19 protein-coding genes are annotated in these 19,442 nt (G+C 61.8%); 12 read left to right on the forward strand and 7 right to left on the reverse strand.

The genetic code is table 11. The annotated features are described in order from the left end of the window. The first annotated feature begins 131 nt into the window (after nucleotides 1–131). On the forward strand, nucleotides 132–425 hold the full coding sequence (locus MHY87_RS02675; RefSeq protein WP_239349100.1) for a hypothetical protein: 294 nt from the start codon (nucleotides 132–134) through the stop codon (nucleotides 423–425). A gap of 305 nt (nucleotides 426–730) precedes the next feature. On the opposite strand, the gene MHY87_RS02680 is transcribed toward MHY87_RS02675, so the two are convergent. Then, entirely contained in the window at nucleotides 731–1,186 is a 456-nt protein-coding gene (locus MHY87_RS02680) for a carboxymuconolactone decarboxylase family protein (RefSeq protein WP_239349102.1), read from the reverse strand. Nucleotides 1,187–1,394: 208 nt separating this feature from the next. On the opposite strand from MHY87_RS02680, the gene sigJ reads away from it, so the two are divergent. Together sigJ and MHY87_RS02690 are read left to right on the forward strand one after the other, a co-directional pair. Continuing rightward, nucleotides 1,395–2,294 carry an RNA polymerase sigma factor SigJ gene (gene sigJ / locus MHY87_RS02685; protein WP_239349104.1) on the forward strand — a complete coding sequence of 300 codons (900 nt, stop codon included), beginning with the start codon at nucleotides 1,395–1,397 and terminating at the stop codon, nucleotides 2,292–2,294. A 517-nt stretch (nucleotides 2,295–2,811) separates the two neighbouring features. Then, a complete protein-coding gene (locus MHY87_RS02690; RefSeq protein ID WP_239349106.1) occupies nucleotides 2,812–3,072 on the forward strand; it encodes a hypothetical protein in 261 nt (86 codons plus the stop codon). A 155-nt stretch (nucleotides 3,073–3,227) separates the two neighbouring features. On the opposite strand, the gene MHY87_RS02695 is transcribed toward MHY87_RS02690, so the two are convergent. After that, entirely contained in the window at nucleotides 3,228–3,686 is a 459-nt protein-coding gene (locus MHY87_RS02695) for a GatB/YqeY domain-containing protein (RefSeq protein ID WP_239349108.1), read from the reverse strand. A 143-nt stretch (nucleotides 3,687–3,829) separates the two neighbouring features. On the opposite strand from MHY87_RS02695, the gene carA reads away from it, so the two are divergent. The 3 genes from carA to MHY87_RS02710 all read left to right on the forward strand — a co-directional run bounded on the left by carA (nucleotide 3,830) and on the right by MHY87_RS02710 (nucleotide 6,361). Beyond that, complete coding sequence (gene carA / locus MHY87_RS02700) at nucleotides 3,830–5,041, forward strand: glutamine-hydrolyzing carbamoyl-phosphate synthase small subunit (protein WP_239349110.1); 1,212 nt, start codon at nucleotides 3,830–3,832, stop codon at nucleotides 5,039–5,041. 199 nt (nucleotides 5,042–5,240) lie between these two features. Beyond that, on the forward strand, nucleotides 5,241–5,615 hold the full coding sequence (locus MHY87_RS02705) for a hypothetical protein (protein WP_239349112.1): 375 nt from the start codon (nucleotides 5,241–5,243) through the stop codon (nucleotides 5,613–5,615). A gap of 47 nt (nucleotides 5,616–5,662) precedes the next feature. Next, nucleotides 5,663–6,361, forward strand: a complete 699-nt coding sequence (locus MHY87_RS02710; protein ID WP_239349114.1) for a class I SAM-dependent methyltransferase — start codon at nucleotides 5,663–5,665, stop codon at nucleotides 6,359–6,361. Here the strand turns inward: MHY87_RS02710 and MHY87_RS02715 are convergent. From MHY87_RS02715 to MHY87_RS02725, 3 genes are all read right to left on the reverse strand, one after another. Continuing rightward, the gene (locus MHY87_RS02715) at nucleotides 6,358–7,593 is read right to left on the reverse strand and encodes an MFS transporter (RefSeq protein ID WP_239349116.1); all 1,236 of its coding nucleotides are present in this window, start codon (nucleotides 7,591–7,593) and stop codon (nucleotides 6,358–6,360) included. The genes MHY87_RS02710 and MHY87_RS02715 overlap by 4 nt on opposite strands. A gap of 135 nt (nucleotides 7,594–7,728) precedes the next feature. Beyond that, the gene (locus tag MHY87_RS02720) at nucleotides 7,729–8,124 is read right to left on the reverse strand and encodes a GtrA family protein (protein WP_239349118.1); all 396 of its coding nucleotides are present in this window, start codon (nucleotides 8,122–8,124) and stop codon (nucleotides 7,729–7,731) included. Next, nucleotides 8,121–8,942, reverse strand: coding sequence for an SDR family oxidoreductase (locus MHY87_RS02725; protein ID WP_239349120.1), 822 nt, complete (start codon nucleotides 8,940–8,942; stop codon nucleotides 8,121–8,123). Before MHY87_RS02725 ends, MHY87_RS02720 begins: the two co-directional genes overlap by 4 nt. Nucleotides 8,943–9,137: 195 nt before the next feature. On the opposite strand from MHY87_RS02725, the gene carB reads away from it, so the two are divergent. The 3 genes from carB to MHY87_RS02740 all read left to right on the forward strand — a co-directional run bounded on the left by carB (nucleotide 9,138) and on the right by MHY87_RS02740 (nucleotide 13,730). Next, the gene (gene carB / locus MHY87_RS02730; RefSeq protein ID WP_239349122.1) at nucleotides 9,138–12,608 is read left to right on the forward strand and encodes a carbamoyl-phosphate synthase large subunit; all 3,471 of its coding nucleotides are present in this window, start codon (nucleotides 9,138–9,140) and stop codon (nucleotides 12,606–12,608) included. A 107-nt stretch (nucleotides 12,609–12,715) separates the two neighbouring features. Next, complete coding sequence (greA, locus tag MHY87_RS02735) at nucleotides 12,716–13,192, forward strand: transcription elongation factor GreA (RefSeq protein ID WP_239349124.1); 477 nt, start codon at nucleotides 12,716–12,718, stop codon at nucleotides 13,190–13,192. Between the two features lie 34 nt (nucleotides 13,193–13,226). Beyond that, complete coding sequence (locus MHY87_RS02740; protein WP_239349126.1) at nucleotides 13,227–13,730, forward strand: hypothetical protein; 504 nt, start codon at nucleotides 13,227–13,229, stop codon at nucleotides 13,728–13,730. Between the two features lie 7 nt (nucleotides 13,731–13,737). Here the strand turns inward: MHY87_RS02740 and MHY87_RS02745 are convergent, their stop codons facing one another. Then, complete coding sequence (locus MHY87_RS02745) at nucleotides 13,738–14,244, reverse strand: Lrp/AsnC family transcriptional regulator (protein WP_255726220.1); 507 nt, start codon at nucleotides 14,242–14,244, stop codon at nucleotides 13,738–13,740. Nucleotides 14,245–14,388: 144 nt separating this feature from the next. Between MHY87_RS02745 and MHY87_RS02750 the strand changes: the two genes are divergently transcribed. From MHY87_RS02750 to MHY87_RS02760, 3 genes are all read left to right on the forward strand, one after another. Further along, on the forward strand, nucleotides 14,389–15,402 hold the full coding sequence (locus MHY87_RS02750; RefSeq protein ID WP_239349128.1) for a mitochondrial fission ELM1 family protein: 1,014 nt from the start codon (nucleotides 14,389–14,391) through the stop codon (nucleotides 15,400–15,402). Beyond that, complete coding sequence (gene trxB / locus MHY87_RS02755; protein ID WP_239349130.1) at nucleotides 15,402–16,364, forward strand: thioredoxin-disulfide reductase; 963 nt, start codon at nucleotides 15,402–15,404, stop codon at nucleotides 16,362–16,364. The genes MHY87_RS02750 and trxB overlap by 1 nt, the downstream gene beginning before the upstream one ends. A 113-nt stretch (nucleotides 16,365–16,477) precedes the next feature. Then, nucleotides 16,478–17,368, forward strand: a complete 891-nt coding sequence (locus MHY87_RS02760; RefSeq protein ID WP_239349132.1) for a LysR family transcriptional regulator — start codon at nucleotides 16,478–16,480, stop codon at nucleotides 17,366–17,368. 292 nt (nucleotides 17,369–17,660) lie between these two features. On the opposite strand, the gene MHY87_RS02765 is transcribed toward MHY87_RS02760, so the two are convergent. Then, complete coding sequence (locus tag MHY87_RS02765; protein ID WP_239349134.1) at nucleotides 17,661–19,397, reverse strand: AMP-binding protein; 1,737 nt, start codon at nucleotides 19,395–19,397, stop codon at nucleotides 17,661–17,663. Nucleotides 19,398–19,442: the final 45 nt, after the last annotated feature.

Below are 19,442 nucleotides of genomic sequence, written 5' to 3' on the forward strand. Positions count from 1 at the left end.
AGCTGAGCTTTTGCTCTACCTAGAGAGAAATAGAGCAAATACTACTTTTGGATAGACAGAATTGTCATCACTCTGACAGACGCGGCGCTCTACAGGCTTTATCGCATCATTCAACACAGCAGAGGATGCGAATGTCTGTTTTCGAGATCGACACATCGCGCACGGAGCTGGCGGACACGCGCTCTCAAGCTCCGGCGCTCAAGCCCCTTTATCACTCTCTCCTCACGACGCTCACGAACCTGGATTTCGCCTATGAGCGTGAACGCGAGCAGCTGAACTTATCCGCGTTGAATGCAAAGGATCATGCGCGCGCCCTGATGAAATTGCAGGAGAACCACCGTGAGCGGCGCCTCCCATATCTTCAGCAGCTCGCAATCCTCCAAGAGCGCCTGGAGCGCTCAGACGAATTAACGTCCGACGCATAAGCAATCAGCGGACATCGAATTTCCAGTACCGGCCGCCCGTTTTTGCCCCCACGGATACGACCGGAACTCAAGCGCCCTCACGGGCGCTTCTTTTTTGGCGCTATCCTCCGTTGCAACAACCTTCAACAGATGCTCGTGTATGCGTCGCAGCGCACGCTGGTCCCGTCTGTGTAGCCGGGTACGCGGTGTGGACTGAAGGATTTGGACAGTGTCTCGCAGCCCGACGCTCACAGCCATGGGTTGGATCCTGAATGGTGGAAACGGAACGGCGGCGGGGCCGTTCCGTGACGATGCGAAGAAGCGGATCAGGCTCTGGCCTTGACCGGGAGCCGAAAGGGCGCGCCCAGCCGGTTGAACGCGTTCATGGCCGCAATCGTGATCGTGAGGTCCACGAGATCCTTGGGCGCGAAAGCCGCGCTTGCGGCCGCATAGGCCTCGTCGGAGGCGTGCGTCTCGCTAACGAGCGTGACTTCCTCCGTCCACGCGAGCGCGGCGCGGTACTTGTCGGGAAACAGGTGGGGCACCTCGGCCCAGACCGGAACGAGAGCGACCTTCTCGATCGGCATCGTTTCCAGGAGGTCCCGGGTATGCAGGTCGATGCAGTGCGCGCAGCCATTGATCTGCGAAACACGCAGGAAGACAAGGTGGATCAATTCGTGGGGCAGGTCGGTGCCCGTGGTGATGTAGTGGTGGATGCCGAAAAGGGCCTTCGCACCCTGCGGCGCCACCTCGTTCCAGACCAGCCGTTTGTTCTCGCTCATGACACATCCCTATGTTCGGAACGCCGGAGATTGACGTTCGAAGACATGACGGGCCAAGCGGCCGGGGTGTGACATGCCACTCTGCATTTCCACTCGAAGCGGCCGATGTCACATCCGGGCACGTCCGATCGTCTTATCCTCGAGTTCAGGATGCTCAAGCGACGGGAGAGCGGATATGATCGGCGAGGAAACTGGACGGATGGAAGCAATGGACGATCGGCGGAGCACCGAATTCGAGGCGGAGCGCAGGCGCCTGACACGCTTGGCCTACCGGATGACGGGCTCGCTCACCGAGGCGGAAGATGTCGTGCAGGACGCATGGCTGCGGTGGGTTGGGGTGGAGGGCGGCATCGATTCCCCTCCCGCCTATCTAACCCGCATCGTCACACGCCTGTGCCTCGACCGACGCCGCTCCGCACGGGCGCGGCGGGAAACATACGTCGGACCCTGGCTGCCGGATCCTCTCGTGGGTTCCGTGGAGCCGAACGAGACGGTCGCCGACGACGTCACGGTCACGTTGATGCTAGCCCTTGAGCGTCTGTCGCCTCTGGAGCGGGCTGCTTTCCTTCTCCATGACATCTTCGACGTGCCGCTGACCGAAGTGGCCATCACCCTCGACCGAGAGCCGGCTGCGGTTCGTCAGCTCGCAGCGCGCGCCCGCAAGCACGTGCAGGCCGCACGTCCCCGCTTTGACGTCGAACCTGCGGATGCAGACCGGATAACCCATGCCTTCTTCGCCGCGGCCCGCGACGGGGACGTCGCGGCACTTTCGGCGCTGCTGGCCAGGAATGTCGAGATCCATACCGATGGCGGCGGCAAGGTCCATGCCTTCCGCAATGTCATCCGGGGCGTCGAGCGAGCCCTGCGCCTTTTTGCCGGGCAGCGGCGCAAGGATGCCGTGCCGCCGACGCTGCTTCGTGTCGTCACCATCGACGGCCTGCCAGGCTACGTCAGCCTCGATGGAGGCGGCGTGCTTCAGACAACCGCGCTCGACATCCGCGAGGACGGGATCGCCGCGATCTACATCGTCAAGAACCCGGACAAGCTGTCTCACTTGGCGGCAGAAGTGGACTTTCCAAAACGCATCTCGCCGATACCACCAGCCTGATGAGCCGTCTGAGTGACTGCTTTAATGCGGATAACCGTTCGATAGGCGGCACACGTGGCTCGTTCACGCTTGAACGTCCGCTTCGGGTCAGAAGCAGAAACAAAAGCAAGGACCGCGGAACTGAGCCAGGGAAGGTTACAAAGAGTACGAAATGTTCATGTTTTGTTCTTGACAATGATCCTAACCTTGGCTATATCTGGAGTTGTCCCGACCCAATGAGGGGCGCGCTCGCGAGGCGTCGCATGTGTGGGGTTGGGGGCGGTCCTGTGTCAGGCCTCGCAAGCCTGTCGGCGGGAGGCCCATCGCTGAAAGACGCGGTGTACGCCTAAAAGAACCGTGCGCGAGATGCAGTCCTGCTCTCACACACAAACATCATCGAGCCGGGCTGCACGTCGCGCCACCCTCGATCAGCTTTTCAGGCTTCGGACTGTTTCAGTCCGGAGCCCGAAGGCGCACGTCATTTCCCAAGACAGTTCCAAGCCATTCATTTCAAGGCGAACATTTGCCGGAGCTTTTCATGAGCCGAGCCGAACTCCCACCCCCTGGATTTCCCGATTGCGACGACACTCTGCGCCGCCTGTCCGACGTGCTGCAGATTCCCCTCACCTGCCGCAAGCACCGCTGCCGTCGCGAGGGCCTCTGCCAGGGCGGCTTTGGGCCTCCCTGCTATTTCGAGAACCACGGGAATTTCGTGGAGGGCGTGCGCAAGCAGATGCAGGAATACCGGGAGTACTGGGGCACGAAGCGGCGAACTGCGAAGGCGATGCTACGGCGGTGAGAGACCTACCGGCGGCTCCCGCGGTCATCCCGGACGAAGCGCAGCGCAGGTCCGGGATCGCTGGCAGGGTAAAGCACTATTCTTGGGGGCGATCCCGGGTTCCGCTTCGCGGCCCCGGGATGGCGAGTTGGGCGATAGGGGAGCGTGTGACCGCCTCAGCCCTTCGGCAGCATGTCCTTCACGAGGCCGCTGGCCTTGGCGAAGTCCATCTGGCCCACATACTTGGCGCGAAGCGCGGCCACGACCTTGCCCATGTCCTTCATGGAGGCCGCACCCGTCTCGGCGATGGCGGCTTCAATCGCGGCCTTGGTCGCGGCCTCGTCCATCTGCTGGGGCAGGTAGGAGGAAATGACGGCGACCTCGTTCTTTTCCTGGTCGGCCAGCTCCTGGCGTCCGCCCTGCTCGTACATGGCGATCGATTCCTGGCGCTGCTTCAGCATTTTCTGGAGGAGAGCCAGGATCTCCTCGTCGGAGAGCGGCTCCTTGCCGTTGCCCCGGGCCTCGATGTCCTTGTCCTTGAGGGCGGCCTGAATCAGGCGGATCGCGCCAAGCTTGCCCTTGTCGCCGGCCTTCATGGCCTCTTTCATCTCGGCGGTGAATCGTTCGCGCAGCATCGGATTTCCTTTCAATTTAAGGCGCTTCAAGCGTTGACGGGACGCGAGCGGCCCCTTAAGTCGTGCAGGACAGTTCACGGTCGGCCCGGAACGGGCCTGCTCAAGCACGGCCTGTTGGCCCCGGACTTAAAGAGATCATGACGATGCTGCAAGACAAAGACACCACCGGGCCTCTCTCGGGTGGCTGGGAAGAGCCGCGCGCGACGGCCGTTCTCGTGCTCCAGGACGGCACGGTGCTGGAAGGCTTCGGCATCGGCGCCGAGGGCGAGGCCACCGGCGAAGTCTGCTTCAACACCGCGATGACGGGCTATCAGGAGATCCTGACGGACCCTTCCTATGCCGGGCAGATCATCACCTTCACCTTCCCGCATATCGGCAATGTGGGCACCAACGACGAGGACATCGAGAGCGTGAACGCCGCCTCGTCCTCCGGCGTGCGCGGCGTGGTTCTGGCCGCAACCATCACAGAGCCCTCCAACTGGCGCGCCTCCCGCGATCTCGACGCCTGGCTGAAAGCCCGCCAGATCGTGGGCCTGACCGGCATCGACACCCGCGCGCTCACCGCGCTGATCCGCGACAAGGGAATGCCCAACGCGGTCATCGCCCATAGCCCGAAGGGCGAGTTCGACCTCGCGGCGCTGAAGGCGAAGGCTGCCGCCCTCCCCTCCATGGACGGCCTCGACCTCGTGCCCCTCGTCACCAGCACCCAGCGCTTCGACTGGAACGAGACCACCTGGGAGCGCGGCGAAGGTTACGGCCAGCAAGACGGCGCCTCGAAGCATCACGTGGTCGCCATCGATTACGGCGTGAAGCGCAACATCCTGCGCCTGCTCGCTCGCGCCGGCTGCAAGGTCACGGTCGTTCCCGCCACCGCCACGGCGGACGAGGTTCTGGCGCTGAAGCCCGACGGCGTGTTCCTGTCCAACGGCCCCGGCGATCCGGCGGCGACCGGCGAGTATGCCGTTCCGGTGATCCAAAAGGTGCTGGAGCAGAAGATCCCGACCTTCGGCATCTGCCTCGGCCACCAGATGCTGAGCCTGGCCGTCGGCGCCAAGACGCAGAAGATGCACCAGGGCCACCACGGCGCGAACCATCCGGTGAAGGACAAGACTACCGGCAAGGTGGAAATCACCTCCATGAACCACGGCTTCGCGGTGGATCCGGCCACGCTTCCGAAGAACGCGGTGGAGACCCACGTCTCCCTCTTCGACGGCTCGAATTGCGGCATCGCGCTCACCGACCGCCCGGCCTTCTCGGTGCAGTACCACCCGGAAGCCTCCCCGGGCCCGCAGGACAGCCATTACCTCTTCGACCGTTTCGTGAAGCTGATGGATGAGGGCAAGGCGAAGGCTTAAGCGCACGTCCTTCAAACACTCTCGAACAGCGTCGTCGTTCTTGTGGAGCGGCGACGTTTTCTTTTGGCCAAGGTGCGTTTGCTCACACGCCGAACAGCCGCGACAAACGCGGGCATTGCCTCATTCCCCCAAATCACGGTAACGATTGATTAACCATAAAAATCAATGATTCCAGGCCAATATTTGGGGGCTTTCTCCGATGAATTTCGATCACGATACCGGCGAATTCAGCCGCTTGCACAACCTCTTCACCTTCCACCTCGGCATCGCGGTCACGCTCTCCTGGCTGACCTCGCTTTATGCGGCGTTCTACGCACCATGGGTGCGCAACATCCGCCCGCTTCTCGACCCCGCCAATGTGGGCACCGTCGAGAGCACCTGGTCCTATCTCTTCATTTTCCCCGTCGTTCTCACGACCGCGTGGCTGATTTCCATCTTCGGCCAGAGCCTGTTCGCCAAGTTCCGCCTGTTGAAGAACCAAGCCATCGAGTTCGGCATTGCAGCGGCTGTTGCCTTCGCCATGTTCTATCTCTCCATCGACCGCGCCGTCGCGGCGATGCTGCTGGGCATGTAAGAAAAGCCCAAACGAGATGACGAATGCTCAAGCTTGAGCTATGACTGATGCCCATGATGAACTGGCGCGAATACTGGAACCAAGATACGCCGATCTACTCGGGCGAGCGGCACAAGCTGTTGCATTACAAGCTCGTGGCGAATGACATCATCGGTCACATTCCCTCGCGCGATGCAATCGTGCTCGATTACGGGTGTGGTGAAGCGCTGTTTGCCGATCAGGTCGCGGCCAAATGCGCGAAGCTCTATTTGAGCGATGCTGCGCCTCTGGTCTGCGAACGATTGCAAGCAAAGTTCAGCGGCAACGAACGCATCGCGATTCTGAGCCCCGGTGAAGTGTCCGGGCTTGCAGATGCATCGCTCGATCTCATCGTGGTGAACTCACTCCTGCAATATCTCTCGCTCGATGAATTGCGTGGCCTTCTGAAGCTCTGGCGTTCCAAGTTGAAGAGCGGAGGCAAGCTCGTCATTGCCGACGTTATCCCGCCGGATGTGAGCCCGGTCACGGATGCGAAGGCGCTCCTGTCCTTCGCTTGGCATGGCGGCTTCCTGAAGTCGGCTGCCGTGGGGCTCGCGCGAACAGCATTCTCCGATTATCGCAAGATCCGTGAGGAGATCGGCCTTGCGCAATACAGCGAGGACGAGATGGCCGACATTCTTCAGGATGCCGGCTTCACGCCAACGCGCGCGCCTCGCAATTTCGGGCACAACCAGGCGCGCATGACCTTTATCGGGCAGGTCGCTTAAGCCGTTGCAAGAGAGCGTTTCTCGCTCGCAATCGACCATGCCAGCACGCCAAGACCCGCAACGGCGAGAACAGCCCCGACCCATCCCGTCGACTCGAAGCCATAGCCTGCGGAAATCGCAAGACCGCCGAGCCACGCACCCAGCGCATTCGCAATGTTGAAGGCGGAGTGATTGGAGGCTGCGGCAAGTGTCTGCGCATCGGCAGCCACGTCCATCAAACGTATCTGAAGCGCCGGTCCAAGCGCGACGCTGCAGCCGACAAGAAAAACGAGGAGCGACAACAGATAAGGATTGCTGGCAGTGAGCCAGAGCAGCGTCATCACCACGGCGCTGCCGGCCAAGGTGCCTGCAATGGTGCCGATCAGGTTCTTGTCGGCGAACCATGCACCGACGAGATTGCCGACGATCATGCCGGAGCCGAAGAGCGCCATCATTAGCGGCACGGCGCTTTCTGGCATGCCCGCGACCTGTGTCGCCGTCGAAGCGATGTAGGAAAACACCGAGAACAGACCGCCGAAACCGACTGCGCCGATGGCAAGCGTGAACCACACTTGCTTGCGCTTGAACGCGCCGAGCTCGCGCATGGGGCTCGCACCCTCCTCTACCTTGTCTTTCGGCAGGAACAGCCAGATCAGAGCAACCGTCAGCGCGCCCATGACCCCGACAGAGGCGAAGAGGATGCGCCAGTTCAGAATTTGACCGAAGAACGTCATGATGGGCGTGCCGATGAGCGTCGCCACCGTCAGGCCCAGCATGACACGAGCCACAGCCTGCGTACGCTTGTTAGGTTCAACGAGCGATGCCGCCACCAGCGCCGCCACGCCGAAATAAGCACCGTGGGGAAGGCCGGTCAAAAAGCGCACGAGCACGAAGGATTCGAAGGTCGGCGCAATCGCGCTCACCGCGTTGCCGATGGCGAAGATCGCCATGAGCATCAAAAGCAGCGTCTGGCGCGAGAGCTTTGCCGCGAGTACGGCGATGATGGGAGCGCCCACCACAACGCCGAGCGCATAGGCGCTGATGGCATAGCCTGCCTGCGGGGTCGTGATGGCGAATTCCTGTGCGAGATTGGGCAGCAGTCCCATGATGGCGAACTCGCCTGTGCCGATGCCGAAACTGCCGACGGCAAGCGCCAGCTCGATGAGCGTCACGGCAAGGCGCGACTTGGGAGCAGCCTGCTCCTGGTCGGCCGCAGCCGAGCGCGCTTCTTCTGCAATCGCCAGATCGGACATCGAGAACCTCGGAATTCGGGAAGCTGTGAATGCGCTTATTGCATTGCACAAAGATTCTGGCGACCCACAGGGATGCAAGTCAGGCTTGCAGTGAAATTCTGGAACGCTCTGCAGACGGCACCCAGCGCCGCTTCCTTATGCAAATGTCCAGATCTTATGCGCCATGAAGCTCCACAGCATGACAACCCCTGTCGCCACGACCTGTGACGGCAGATAAGGTCCGCCGAGCCAGACCGTGAAGGCGTGCATGAGAAACCAGGTCAGCAGAAACCCGATGAAGGCCACCACCGCGAAACGCCAGGTCGCTTCCCGGTGCGGACGGTTGCTCCGGTAAGTATGCCTGCGGTTGAGCCCATAGGACACCAATCCGCCCGCCACATAGCCCGCAAGCGTGGCGGGAACAGGATGGAGTCCTCCACCTTCGACGAGAAGGATGAGCAGGCCGTAATGCACCACGGCCGCCGCGAGCCCTACACCGAAGAAGGCGGAGAATTGGCGGGTCAAATGCTGGAAAGGCGAAAGCGTGGTCACGCCCTCTCGTTAGCCTCTTCTCGGGGGCCCGTCACCTCGCCCCTCTGAAGCCGACCGGCAAGTCTGCGAACTATCACCCGCGGCAGGAACTTGGACCCGAGGGTTCCGAGCCAGTTGCCGCCCCCCGGGATCACAATGGCCTTGCCGGCCTCGTAGCCCTCGACACCGATCCGCGCCACCTCTGCGGCCGTCATGAGGGTGGGCCTGAGGGTTCTGGAATATTCCACGTCGGCCGTCGCCGAGAATTCGCTCTCGGTCGAGCCCGGACAGAGAGCCGTCACCGTCACGCCCCGGGATTTCGCTTCCTCGTGCAGGGCTTCCGACAGAGAGAGCACGTAAGCCTTGGTGGCGTAATAGACCGCCATGTAGGGCCCGGCCTGAAAGGCGGCCGTGGAAGCGACATTCAGGATGCCGCCCCGCCCCCGCTCCAGCATGCCGGGGAGCATGAGGCGGGAAAGGGCAGTAAGCGCCCTCACATTGAGGTCGATCATGGCCATCTGCCGCTCGACAGGCAGCGTTGCGAAGTTTCCTCTCAGGCCGAAGCCGGCGTTGTTCACAAGAGTATGGACCCGAATGCCCCGGTCGCGGAGCATCTCGACCAGATCCTGAGGAGCCTCCCTGTCCTCCAGGTCCAGGGCCATTGTTTCCACCTCGATCTTGTGAACCGACTGGATTTCCCCAGCCAGGGCCTCCAGACGCTCATGCCGCCGGGCCACCAGGACGAGAAAATAGCCCTTTGAAGCGAGAACTCGGGCCAATTCTGCCCCGATTCCACTCGATGCCCCGGTAATCACGGCCCAGCGCGGGTCGTCTGCCATCCTCACACTCCTCAGTCCCTCTCGACTCGGCGATCATGCCCTATGGGAGACTTGCCACCAAATCATGGCTTCAGGCCTTTGAATTTGTGACAGCACCGTGTAAGAGCCTCTCTCAACCTTCAATCTGACACATCCCGGCTGCGCGAGAAGCGCCGCAATGAGCGGCCGCGCGGCTGGACACGCCTGGGTGGCCCTATGCCGAAGCGGACAGACATTTCCTCCATTCTCATCATCGGTGCAGGACCGATCATCATCGGTCAGGCCTGTGAGTTCGATTATTCGGGCACGCAAGCCGTCAAAGCCCTGAAGGAGGAAGGCTACCGAGTCGTCCTGGTGAATTCGAACCCCGCGACGATCATGACCGATCCCGATCTCGCGGACGCCACCTATGTGGAACCGATCACGCCTGAGATCGTCGCCAAGATCATCGAGAAGGAGCGCCCGGACGCCATCCTGCCCACCATGGGTGGCCAGACTGCTCTGAACTGCGCCCTCTCGCTTAAGAAAATGGGCGTGCTCGAGAAATTCAACGTCGAGATGATCGGCGCGACGGCGGATGCCATCGACAAGGCGGAAGACCGCCATCTCTTCCGCGAGGCAATGACCAAGATTGGCCTCGACACGCCGAAGTCGCGCCTCGCCAATGCCTCCGCCCTCAAGAAGGCCGACCGCGACGCCTACCTCGCCGAACTTGTCCGGATGGAAGCTCTCGATATCCATCCCGGCGACAAGAAGCGAATGATCGCCGCCTACAAGCTGAAGTGGGATGCAGGCGAGAACGACCGCCGCAAGCGCTACCAGGAGCACGCCATGGGCGAGGCTCTGCTCGCGCTCGCCGAAGTCGGCCTGCCCGCCATTCTTCGTCCGTCCTTCACCATGGGCGGCACCGGCGGCGGCATCGCCTATAACCGCGAGGAGTTCCTCGACATCGTGGAGCGCGGTCTCGACGCGTCGCCCACCAACGAGGTGCTGATCGAGGAGAGCGTGCTCGGCTGGAAGGAGTACGAGATGGAAGTCGTCCGCGACAAGGCGGACAATTGCATCATCATCTGCTCCATCGAGAACTTCGATCCGATGGGCGTACATACAGGCGACTCGATCACCGTCGCGCCGGCGCTCACGCTCACCGACAAGGAATACCAGATCATGCGCGACGCCTCGCTGGCGGTGCTGCGCGAGATCGGCGTCGAGACCGGCGGCTCGAACGTGCAGTTCGCGATCAACCCGGAGAACGGACGCATGATCGTGATCGAGATGAATCCGCGCGTGTCGCGTTCCTCCGCGCTCGCATCCAAAGCCACGGGCTTCCCGATTGCGAAGGTCGCGGCGAAGCTCGCCGTCGGCTATACGCTCGACGAGATCGCCAACGACATCACCGGCGGCGCGACACCTGCTTCGTTCGAGCCCACCATCGACTACGTCGTCACGAAGATTCCACGCTTCGCCTTCGAAAAATTCCCCGGCGCCGAGCCGACGCTCACCACGGCGATGAAGTCCGTGGGCGAGGCGATGGCGATTGGCCGTTCCTTCCCGGAATCGCTGCAGAAGGCGCTTCGCTCGTTGGAGACGGGATTGACCGGCCTCGACGAGATCGAGATCGAAGGTCTCGGCAAAGGCGACGACCGCAACGCCATCAAGGCCGCCATCGGCACGCCGACTCCGGACCGCATCCTGAAGGTCGCACAGGCACTGCGCCTCGGCATCAGCCATGACGAAGTCCATGCATCCTGCAAGATCGATCCGTGGTTCCTGGAGCAGCTCCAGGACATCGTCGACATGGAAGCCAAGGTGAAAGCGAACGGCCTACCGAAGACGCCGGGCGCATTCCGCCAGATCAAGGCGCTCGGTTTCTCCGATGCGCGCCTTGCTGTGCTTACTCACAAGACGGAAGCGGAAGTGCGCGAGGCGCGCCGCGCTCTCGACGTGCGCCCCGTGTTCAAGCGCATCGATACCTGCGCGGCGGAGTTCGCCTCGCCTACCGCCTACATGTATTCGACCTACACCGCGCCGTTCGCAGGCAAGCCCGCGGATGAAGCCAATCCGTCGGACGCCAAGAAGGTCATCATTCTCGGCGGCGGCCCGAACCGGATCGGCCAAGGCATCGAGTTCGATTATTGCTGCTGTCATGCCTGCTTCGCGCTCAAAGACGCGGGCTATGAGACCATCATGATCAACTGCAACCCGGAGACGGTCTCGACCGATTACGACACCTCCGACCGGCTCTATTTCGAGCCGCTGACGCAGGAAGACGTGCTGGAGATCATCGAGACCGAACGCTCCAAGGGCACGCTCCATGGCGTGATCGTACAGTTCGGCGGCCAGACGCCGCTGAAGCTCGCCCGCGCCCTGGAAGAAGCCAACGTGCAGATCCTTGGCACCTCGCCGGATGCCATCGACCTCGCGGAGGATCGCGACCGGTTCAAGCGCCTCCTCGACAAGCTGCACCTGAAGCAGCCGAAGAACGGCATCGCCTATTCGGTGGAGCAGGCGCGCCTGATCGCCGCCGATCTCGGCCTGCCCTTCGTGGTGCGTCCGAGCTACGTTCTCGGCGGCCGTGCCATGGCGATTATCCGCGACGAGACGCAGTTCGAGGATTACCTGCTCGGCACCCTACCGAGCCTGATCCCGTCCGACATCAAAGCCCGCTACCCCAACGACAAGACTGGCCAGATCAACACTGTTCTTGGCAAGAACCCGCTGCTTTTCGACCGCTATCTCTCGGACGCCATCGAAGTGGACGTGGACTGCCTCTGCGACGGCAAGGATACCTTCATCGCGGGTATCATGGAGCATATCGAGGAAGCGGGCATCCACTCGGGCGATTCCGCCTGCTCGCTCCCGCCGCGTTCACTCTCGGAAGAGATCCTCGCAGAGCTGGAGCGCCAGACGAAGGCGATGGCGCTCGCTCTCGACGTGGGCGGCCTGATGAACGTGCAATACGCCATTAAGGACGGCACGATCTATGTTCTCGAAGTGAACCCGCGCGCCTCGCGCACGGTGCCCTTCGTGGCCAAGGTCATCGGCGAGCCTATCGCCAAGATTGCGGCCCGCATCATGGCAGGCGAATCTCTCGCGAAATTCGGCCTCACTCCGAAGGAGCTGCCGCATATCGGCGTCAAGGAAGCGGTGTTCCCCTTCGCCCGCTTTCCGGGCGTGGACGTGCTGCTTGGGCCCGAAATGCGCTCCACGGGCGAGGTCATCGGCCTCGACCGGGGCTTCGGCGTGGCCTTCGCCAAGAGCCAGCTCGGCGCGGGCAGCCAGGTTCCGAGAACCGGCACCCTCTTCGTCTCAGTGCGCGACTCGGACAAGGAGCGCATCCTGCCGACCGTGAAAATGCTGGAGGAACTGGGCTTCAACATCGTCGCCACGGCAGGCACCCAGAAATTCCTGGTGGAGAAAGGTGTGAAGGCGGCTCGGATCAACAAGGTGCTGGAAGGCCGCCCGCACGTGGTGGACGCCATCAAGAACGGGGACATCCAGCTGGTCTTCAATACCACCGAAGGGGCGGGTGCTTTGTCAGATTCTCGCAGCCTTCGGCAGGCTGCCCTCTTGCATAAGATACCTTACTACACCACTCTTGCAGGAGCGATTGCTGCAGCCGAGGGCATCAAGGCCTATCTAGGCGGCGATCTCGAGGTCAGGGCGCTTCAGGACTATTTTGCCTGAGGCATTCTGCCTCCACATTGGAACTGCGAAGCTTTTGATAAGTTTTCGCTGACATGCGAGGGCGCTGGAAACAGCGGCCTCGTACCTCTTTTTGGACGAGACAAACGATGGACAAGGTCCCTCTGACGATCAAGGGTTTTGCGGCGCTCGAGGAAGAACTCAAGCACCGTCAACAGGTTGAACGCCCCCGGATCATCCAGGCCATTGCCGAAGCGCGTGCGCTTGGCGACTTGTCGGAAAACGCCGAATACCATGCCGCCAAGGAAGCTCAGTCCCTCAACGAGGGCCGCGTCCTTGAGCTGGAAAGCCTGATTTCCCGTGCGGAAGTCATCGATATCGCCAAGCTCTCGGGCGAACGGATCAAGTTCGGCGCGACCGTGAAGCTGGTGGACGAGGACACCGAGGAAGAGAAAACCTACCAGATCGTAGGTGAGCCCGAGGCCGATGTCCGCTCCGGACGGGTCTCCGTCGCCTCCCCCATCGCCCGCGCCCTTATGGGCAAGACCATCGGCGACACGGTCGAAGTCTCGACCCCCGGCGGCGGTAAATCCTACGAAGTCGTCGGCGTCCAGTTCCGGGCTTAAAACGGCAAGGGGGCAGATGATGAGAGATCACACCATGCTCCCCTTGTCCCGCCGATCCTTTATCATGGGTCTCGCCTGCTCCGGCTTTGCCGGTGCGGGTTTGCTGGCGCATGCTCCAGCTTGGGCGCAAACCTTTCCTCAGGCCTTCTCTTCATTTTCCGTCGATATAAGGCCTCTCAAGGCCAAGGGCCTGGGACCTTTCGCTGATCTCGTCGGACAGGCGGCCCTCGACGAGCTTTACCGTTCCTTTGCCGATCGGATCGACCGGCGCGGCCCGCGTTTCATGCTTGTGATCACGGACATCTACATGACGCCTTTCACTGATGGTGGCTCATGGCGTGATCTTGGAGGCGGTGGCAGCGGGTCCGACGGCATGGATGGAGAAGCCTTGGCGCTCGGTCCCAAGGGCGAAATCCTCGCCCGCCATCCGCAGCATGCGGTGCTCGACGTGGCGCGGAGAAGCACCGAGCCGGACGAGCCGGGCCGCGCGGTCGCCCTCGCCCAGCATTACGTGCGCTGGCTGCGGCGCCGGCTCTGATCGCGACTTATTCCGCTACTTCCGCCACATCCTCGATCGGCACCAGCGGCTCGTCCTTGATCAGGTCGAGAGTCAGGGCGGTGCGGACGTTGCGGACGTTGGGCAGCGACGTGAGCTCGGAGACGAGCCCCTGGAAAGAGGCAAGATTCGGGGCTACGCATTTCAGGATGAAGTCGATATCGCCCGACAGGGTCCAGCATTCGCGGACCATGGACCAGTCCGTAACCCGCTGCTGGAACTCCTGAAGCTCCTTTTTGCCCTGAATGTCGAGCTGCACCATGGCGAAGCACACGATCTCGAAGCCCAAGCCCTTGGGGTCGAGAATGGCGCGATAGGCCTTGATGATGCCAGCGCTCTCGAGGGCACGCACCCGGCGCAGACAGGGTGGGGCCGACAGGCCGACACGGCGGGCCAGCTCCACGTTGGTGATGCTGCCGTCGGCTTGCAGTTCTTTCAGAATGGCCCAGTCAATAGAATCGAGGCGTCCGCGCACGGTCACTCCAGTAATGCGCATGCCCAACTCTTCGTGGCGCGGGTCATGCTGCACTTCAGTCAAAAAACTCGTCTTGGCTGAGTAGACCGTGTAAAGGGTCAGCACAAGCGGGACGGGCGATTAAGTCGCAACGAACCATATGAACTCCACAAGCTCATTGATCGAATGTTGCGCGACACTGCCGACCTTATCACCTGGGTTCTGAGCGATGGCAAAGCCGGGGACGAGCTTCAGGCCTTAAGCGTGGCCGAAGCATTGGGAGTTGCGCCCCAGATCCGCCGGGTCGAACCGCGCGCGCCCTTTACCTGGGTCATGCCCTGGGGGCCCATCGATCCGCGAGAGAGGTCTGGCGCACCGAGTAGCCCCATCACCCCGCCCTATCCCGACCTGCTCATCGCCTCCGGCCGCAGAGCCGTGCCGTATCTGCGCTTCGTCAAGCGTGCCTCGGGCGGGCGGACCTTTACGGTTTTCCTCAAGGATCCACGCACTGGCCCGAACACCGCCGATTTCATCTGGTCGCCGGACTATGACCGCTTACGCGGCCCGAATGTACTGACGACGCTCACCCCGCCGCACCGGGTTTCGGCTAATCGGATCGAGGCGGCGCGTAACCATCCCGATCCCCGCCTCGCCTCCCTGCCCCATCCCCGGGTAGCGGTACTAGTCGGAGGAGACAGCCGCCATCATCGATTCACCGATCACGACATCGCGCGGCTCGTCACACACCTGACGGTGCTTGCGGAAACGGGAGCCGGGTTGATGATGACGGCCTCCCGCCGCACGCCTCAGGCCTTGCGGGACGCCCTGATCGATCTGTCTGCCCGGCATCGCGCCTTCTTTTGGGACGGCACGGGCGAGAACCCTTATGTGGCCCTGCTCGCTCTTGCCGATTTCATCGTCGCCACCGCCGATTCCTTTAACATGATCGGCGAAGCTGCGGTGACCGGGCGACCTGTCCTGGTCTTCGAGCCTTCCGGGGGCCACCCCAAGCTCGATGTTTACATGGCGAGCCTGAAAGCGCATGGAATTGTGCATCCGTTCGAGGGGCGTCTTGTAGGACAGGCCTACGAACCATTAAATTCCACTCTCAAGATTGCTGCTGCCATCGTCCGGGGCTTCAGCCTTCACCGCCGCTCGCTCGGCCTTCCGGATGTGGCTTTTTCTCTGGAGTTTCCCTGATGGCCCAATCTCACGCCAAGCTCATCATCATCGGCTCGGGCCCTGCAGGTTACACGGCGGCGATCTATGCGGCACGCGCGCTGCTTGAGCCCGTTATGATCTCGGGCTTCCAGCCCGGCGGGCAGCTCATGATCACTACCGATGTGGAGAACTATCCCGGCTTCGCCGATGTCATCCAGGGGCCCTGGCTCATGGAGCAGATGCGCCTCCAGGCCGAGCATGTGGGCACCAAGATGATTGCAGACCACATCACCAAGGTCGACCTGAAGCAGCGCCCCTTCCGCCTGGAGGGCGATTCCGGCGATGTCTATACCTGTGACTCGCTCATTGTCGCGACCGGCGCCCAGGCCAAGTGGCTGGGCCTGCCTTCAGAAGGTCTGTTCCAGGGCTTCGGCGTCTCGGCCTGCGCCACCTGCGACGGCTTCTTCTACCGCAACAAAGAGGTCGTGGTGGTGGGCGGCGGCAACACCGCCGTCGAGGAGGCGCTCTATCTCGCCAACCTCGCCTCCAAGGTCACTCTGGTTCACCGCCGCGACTCGCTTCGCGCAGAGCGCATCCTGCAGGACCGCCTGTTCAAGCACCCCAAGATCGAGGTGCTGTGGAACAACGCCGTCGAGGAGATCTGCGGCACGGAGAACCCCTCCTCCGTCACTCACCTGAAGCTGAAGAACCTCGTCTCCGGTGAGGTCTCGGACTTCAAGACCGACGGCATCTTCATCGCCATCGGCCATAAGCCCTCCACCGAGCTGTTCGTCGGTCAGCTCGACATGAAATCGGGCGGCTATCTGCAGGTGCAGCCGGGTACGACCAGCACCAACATCCCCGGCGTCTTCGCTGCCGGCGACGTCACGGACGACGTTTACCGTCAGGCCGTCACATCGGCAGGCATGGGCTGCATGGCTGCTTTGGACGCGGAGCGCTATCTGGCGGCCCTGGAGGCTACCCAAGAGGCTGCCGAATAGGTTTTATTAACAACTGGTTATCCCTTGGGCAGGATTCCTATTGCATCCTGCGTCCAGCTCATAAGAGATAAGGATGCCTTGCATCAGGAGAATGCAGGCAGCAGGGGAACGCCGTGGACTGGGATAAAATCCGGATTTTCTACACCGTTGCGGAAGCGGGCAGCTTCACCCGCGCCGGTGACGATCTGGGCCTCAGCCAATCCGCCGTCAGCCGCCAGATCAGCGCCCTTGAGCGCGAGCTGAAGGCCCCCCTCTTCCACCGCCATGCCCGCGGCTTGATCCTGACAGAGCAAGGCGACCTGCTGTTCCGCGCCGCGCGCGACATGCGCATGCGCCTGGAAACCACCAAGGCCCGCCTTGTGGAAACCAGCGAGCGCCCTTCCGGCGAGCTGAAGGTGACGACCACTGTAGGCCTCGGCTCCATCTGGCTTGCCCAGCGCATCGCCGAATTCATGGATCTCTACCCGGAAGTGCGTGTCGAACTGATCCTTTCCAACGAGGAGCTGGATCTTGCCATGCGCGAGGCGGATGTCGCCATCCGCCTGCGCCGTCCGGCCCAGCCGGATCTGATCCAGCGCCGCCTCTTCACCGTGCATTTCCACGTCTACGCTTCGACCGACTACCTGAAGCGTTTCAACGAGCCCAAGACGCTGGAGGAGCTCGACGAGCACCGCATCGTCTCCTTCGGCGGCGACCAGCCCTCCTACCTGATGTCGGTGCATTGGCTCTCGACCGCTGGGCGTGAGGGCCGCGAACCGCGGCAGTATCACTACATCGTGAACAATATCACAGCCCTGAAAATCGCCGTTGAAACGGGAGCCGGCATCGCCGTACTGCCGGATTATGCCGCCGTGGGCAATCCGAACCTGGTCCAGATCCTGCGCGACGTCGAAATGCCCTCCCTCGACAGCTATCTGGTCTATGCTGAGGAAATGCGCTCCGTTGCCCGCGTCCAGGCCTTCCGCGACTTCCTGATCTCCAAGGCTCAGCGCTGGACCTACTAAGTCACCGATAAGTGTTGATTCCTAACTGCCACGCCCAAGCGTGGCAGTTTTATGTCATAGCCGAACAAAAGGCATGCATGCAGCGCAGCCCTTTCATGAGGCATATTGCATTGCAAATAAGTCGAATGCAGCCGATATGGGCATTGGCTGATTTCAACGCGGCATCGCTTTTCTTCCTCCCGGCGATGTCGTGTCGGCCGTTCCCTCTGGAAGGTTTTGACGAATTTTGTCGGACCTCACTTTATGCCGGGCCTTTGGCCCGGCTTTTTTCTTTTCAGTCCTGTTTTATCTGTCAGTCCTGCCGAGCGTGGGGCCTGACGACTTCTTCCTTGAGCACGCGGCGCAGCACCTTGCCTACATTCGTTTTCGGCAGAAGCTCTCTAAACTCAATGCGGCGCGGCACCTTGTAGCCCGTCAGGTTCTCGCGGCAGAAGGTGCGCAGCTCGTCCGCGGTGAGCGCGGGATCCTTTCGCACCACATAGGCCACGACCGCCTCGCCCGATTGGTCGTCGGGCAGTCCGATGACGGCAGCCTCCATGACGCCCGGATGCTTCACGATCACGTCCTCGACCTCGTTCGGATAGACGTTGAAGCCGGAGACAAGGATCATGTCCTTCATCCGGTCCACGATCTTCACCTGCCCGTCGGGAAGGATCATGGCGACGTCGCCGGTGCGGAAGTAACCATCCTCCGTCATGACTTTCGCCGTCTCCGCCGGCTGCTGCCAGTAACCCGCCATCACCTGAGGGCCATTCACGCACAATTCGCCACGCTCGCCCGGCGGCAGAATGGAGCCGTCGCTCGCGCGCACCGTCACATCGGTAGAGGGAAGCGGATAACCGATGGTGCCGGTGAATTCCGCGATGTCGAGACGGTTTGCGCAGACCACCGGCGAGGTTTCCGATAGGCCGTAACCTTCGACGATGGGCTGGCCGGAGATTTCCTTCCATTTCTTCGCGACGGCTTCCTGCGTGGCCATGCCGCCTGCAACCGCGAACACGAGCTGCGAGAAGTCGACCTCGCGGATGCCCGGCGCATGGGCGAGCGCGTTGTAGAGCGTGTTCACGCCGGACATGAGCGTGATCTTGCTCTTCTTCAGGATCTTCACGAAGCCTGGAATATCGCGCGGATTGGCGATGAGCAGCTGGCAGCCGCCGATCTTCGTCATGAAGAGCGCGCACACGGTGAGTGCAAAGATGTGATAGAGCGGCAGCGCCGTGACCATCACATGGTCTTCACGCTCGCCGAAGAACGGTCGCATCCACGCTTCGCATTGCAGGACGTTCGCCACCACGTTGCGGTGGAGCAGCACGGCTCCTTTCGACACGCCCGTCGTGCCACCCGTATATTGCAGGAAGGCGATGTCGTCGCGCGTTACTGCGACGGGCTGCGGCTTCTTTCGTCCGCCCTCGCCCAGCACCGACTTGAACGGCACGGATTGCGGCAGGTTAAACGGCTTAACTGCCTTCTTCACATGCCGCGACACGAGATTCACGATCGAACCCTTGAGGCCCAAGAGATCGCCAGGCGATACGACGACCACGCGATCGAGCTTGAGATCGACCGAGGCCTCTTCCACCGTCGCGCCGAAGTTCTCGAGCACGAAGAGGAAGCGCGCTCCGGAATCCTGCACCTGATAGGTCAACTCGCGGGGCGTATAGAGCGGATTGACGTTCACAACCGTTCCGCCCGCCATGAGCACGCCGAAGAGGATCGCCGGATAGGCCATCACGTTCGGCAGCATGATCGCGACCCGGTCGCCCTTCCTCAGTCCCTGCTGCTGGAGCCATGACGCTACGGCATCGGCAGCCCGGCCAAGCTCCGCATAAGTCATGCGTTTGCCGAAACTCTCGGCGGCGGGCCGGTTTGGATAATCCGCTAACGCTTTAAGAAAAATGTCGTTGAGGGTGCCGATGCTCGCATCGTCGATGGTCTGAGGCACCTTCGCCGGATAGGACTTGAGCCAAGGCCTGTCCGAAGGGGTTCCAGCCGGGCCCGTGATCGAGGCCGGTTGCGTCGTGGCGTTCATTTTTCCTCCCGCTTCAAGGCGAGTTCTTTCAGAGGAGATGGCGTC

Origin of the sequence: Microvirga sp. ACRRW (assembly GCF_022346925.1) — a bacterium.
In the GTDB taxonomy this organism is placed as follows: domain Bacteria; phylum Pseudomonadota; class Alphaproteobacteria; order Rhizobiales; family Beijerinckiaceae; genus Microvirga.

Bases quoted from the DNA above. Each gene is read 5' to 3' on its own strand.
- MHY87_RS02675 (WP_239349100.1), top strand. From the start codon at position 132: ATGTCTGTTTTCGAGATCGACACATCGCGCACGGAGCTGGCGGACACG.
- MHY87_RS02680 (WP_239349102.1), bottom strand. From the start codon at position 1,186: ATGAGCGAGAACAAACGGCTGGTCTGGAACGAGGTGGCGCCGCAGGGT.
- sigJ (WP_239349104.1), top strand. From the start codon at position 1,395: ATGGACGATCGGCGGAGCACCGAATTCGAGGCGGAGCGCAGGCGCCTG.
- MHY87_RS02690 (WP_239349106.1), top strand. From the start codon at position 2,812: ATGAGCCGAGCCGAACTCCCACCCCCTGGATTTCCCGATTGCGACGAC.
- MHY87_RS02695 (WP_239349108.1), bottom strand. From the start codon at position 3,686: ATGCTGCGCGAACGATTCACCGCCGAGATGAAAGAGGCCATGAAGGCC.
- carA (WP_239349110.1), top strand. From the start codon at position 3,830: ATGCTGCAAGACAAAGACACCACCGGGCCTCTCTCGGGTGGCTGGGAA.
- MHY87_RS02705 (WP_239349112.1), top strand. From the start codon at position 5,241: ATGAATTTCGATCACGATACCGGCGAATTCAGCCGCTTGCACAACCTC.
- MHY87_RS02710 (WP_239349114.1), top strand. From the start codon at position 5,663: ATGCCCATGATGAACTGGCGCGAATACTGGAACCAAGATACGCCGATC.
- MHY87_RS02715 (WP_239349116.1), bottom strand. From the start codon at position 7,593: ATGTCCGATCTGGCGATTGCAGAAGAAGCGCGCTCGGCTGCGGCCGAC.
- MHY87_RS02725 (WP_239349120.1), bottom strand. From the start codon at position 8,942: ATGGCAGACGACCCGCGCTGGGCCGTGATTACCGGGGCATCGAGTGGA.
- carB (WP_239349122.1), top strand. From the start codon at position 9,138: ATGCCGAAGCGGACAGACATTTCCTCCATTCTCATCATCGGTGCAGGA.
- greA (WP_239349124.1), top strand. From the start codon at position 12,716: ATGGACAAGGTCCCTCTGACGATCAAGGGTTTTGCGGCGCTCGAGGAA.
- MHY87_RS02740 (WP_239349126.1), top strand. From the start codon at position 13,227: ATGCTCCCCTTGTCCCGCCGATCCTTTATCATGGGTCTCGCCTGCTCC.
- MHY87_RS02745 (WP_255726220.1), bottom strand. From the start codon at position 14,244: ATGCGCATTACTGGAGTGACCGTGCGCGGACGCCTCGATTCTATTGAC.
- MHY87_RS02750 (WP_239349128.1), top strand. From the start codon at position 14,389: ATGTTGCGCGACACTGCCGACCTTATCACCTGGGTTCTGAGCGATGGC.
- trxB (WP_239349130.1), top strand. From the start codon at position 15,402: ATGGCCCAATCTCACGCCAAGCTCATCATCATCGGCTCGGGCCCTGCA.
- MHY87_RS02765 (WP_239349134.1), bottom strand. From the start codon at position 19,397: ATGAACGCCACGACGCAACCGGCCTCGATCACGGGCCCGGCTGGAACC.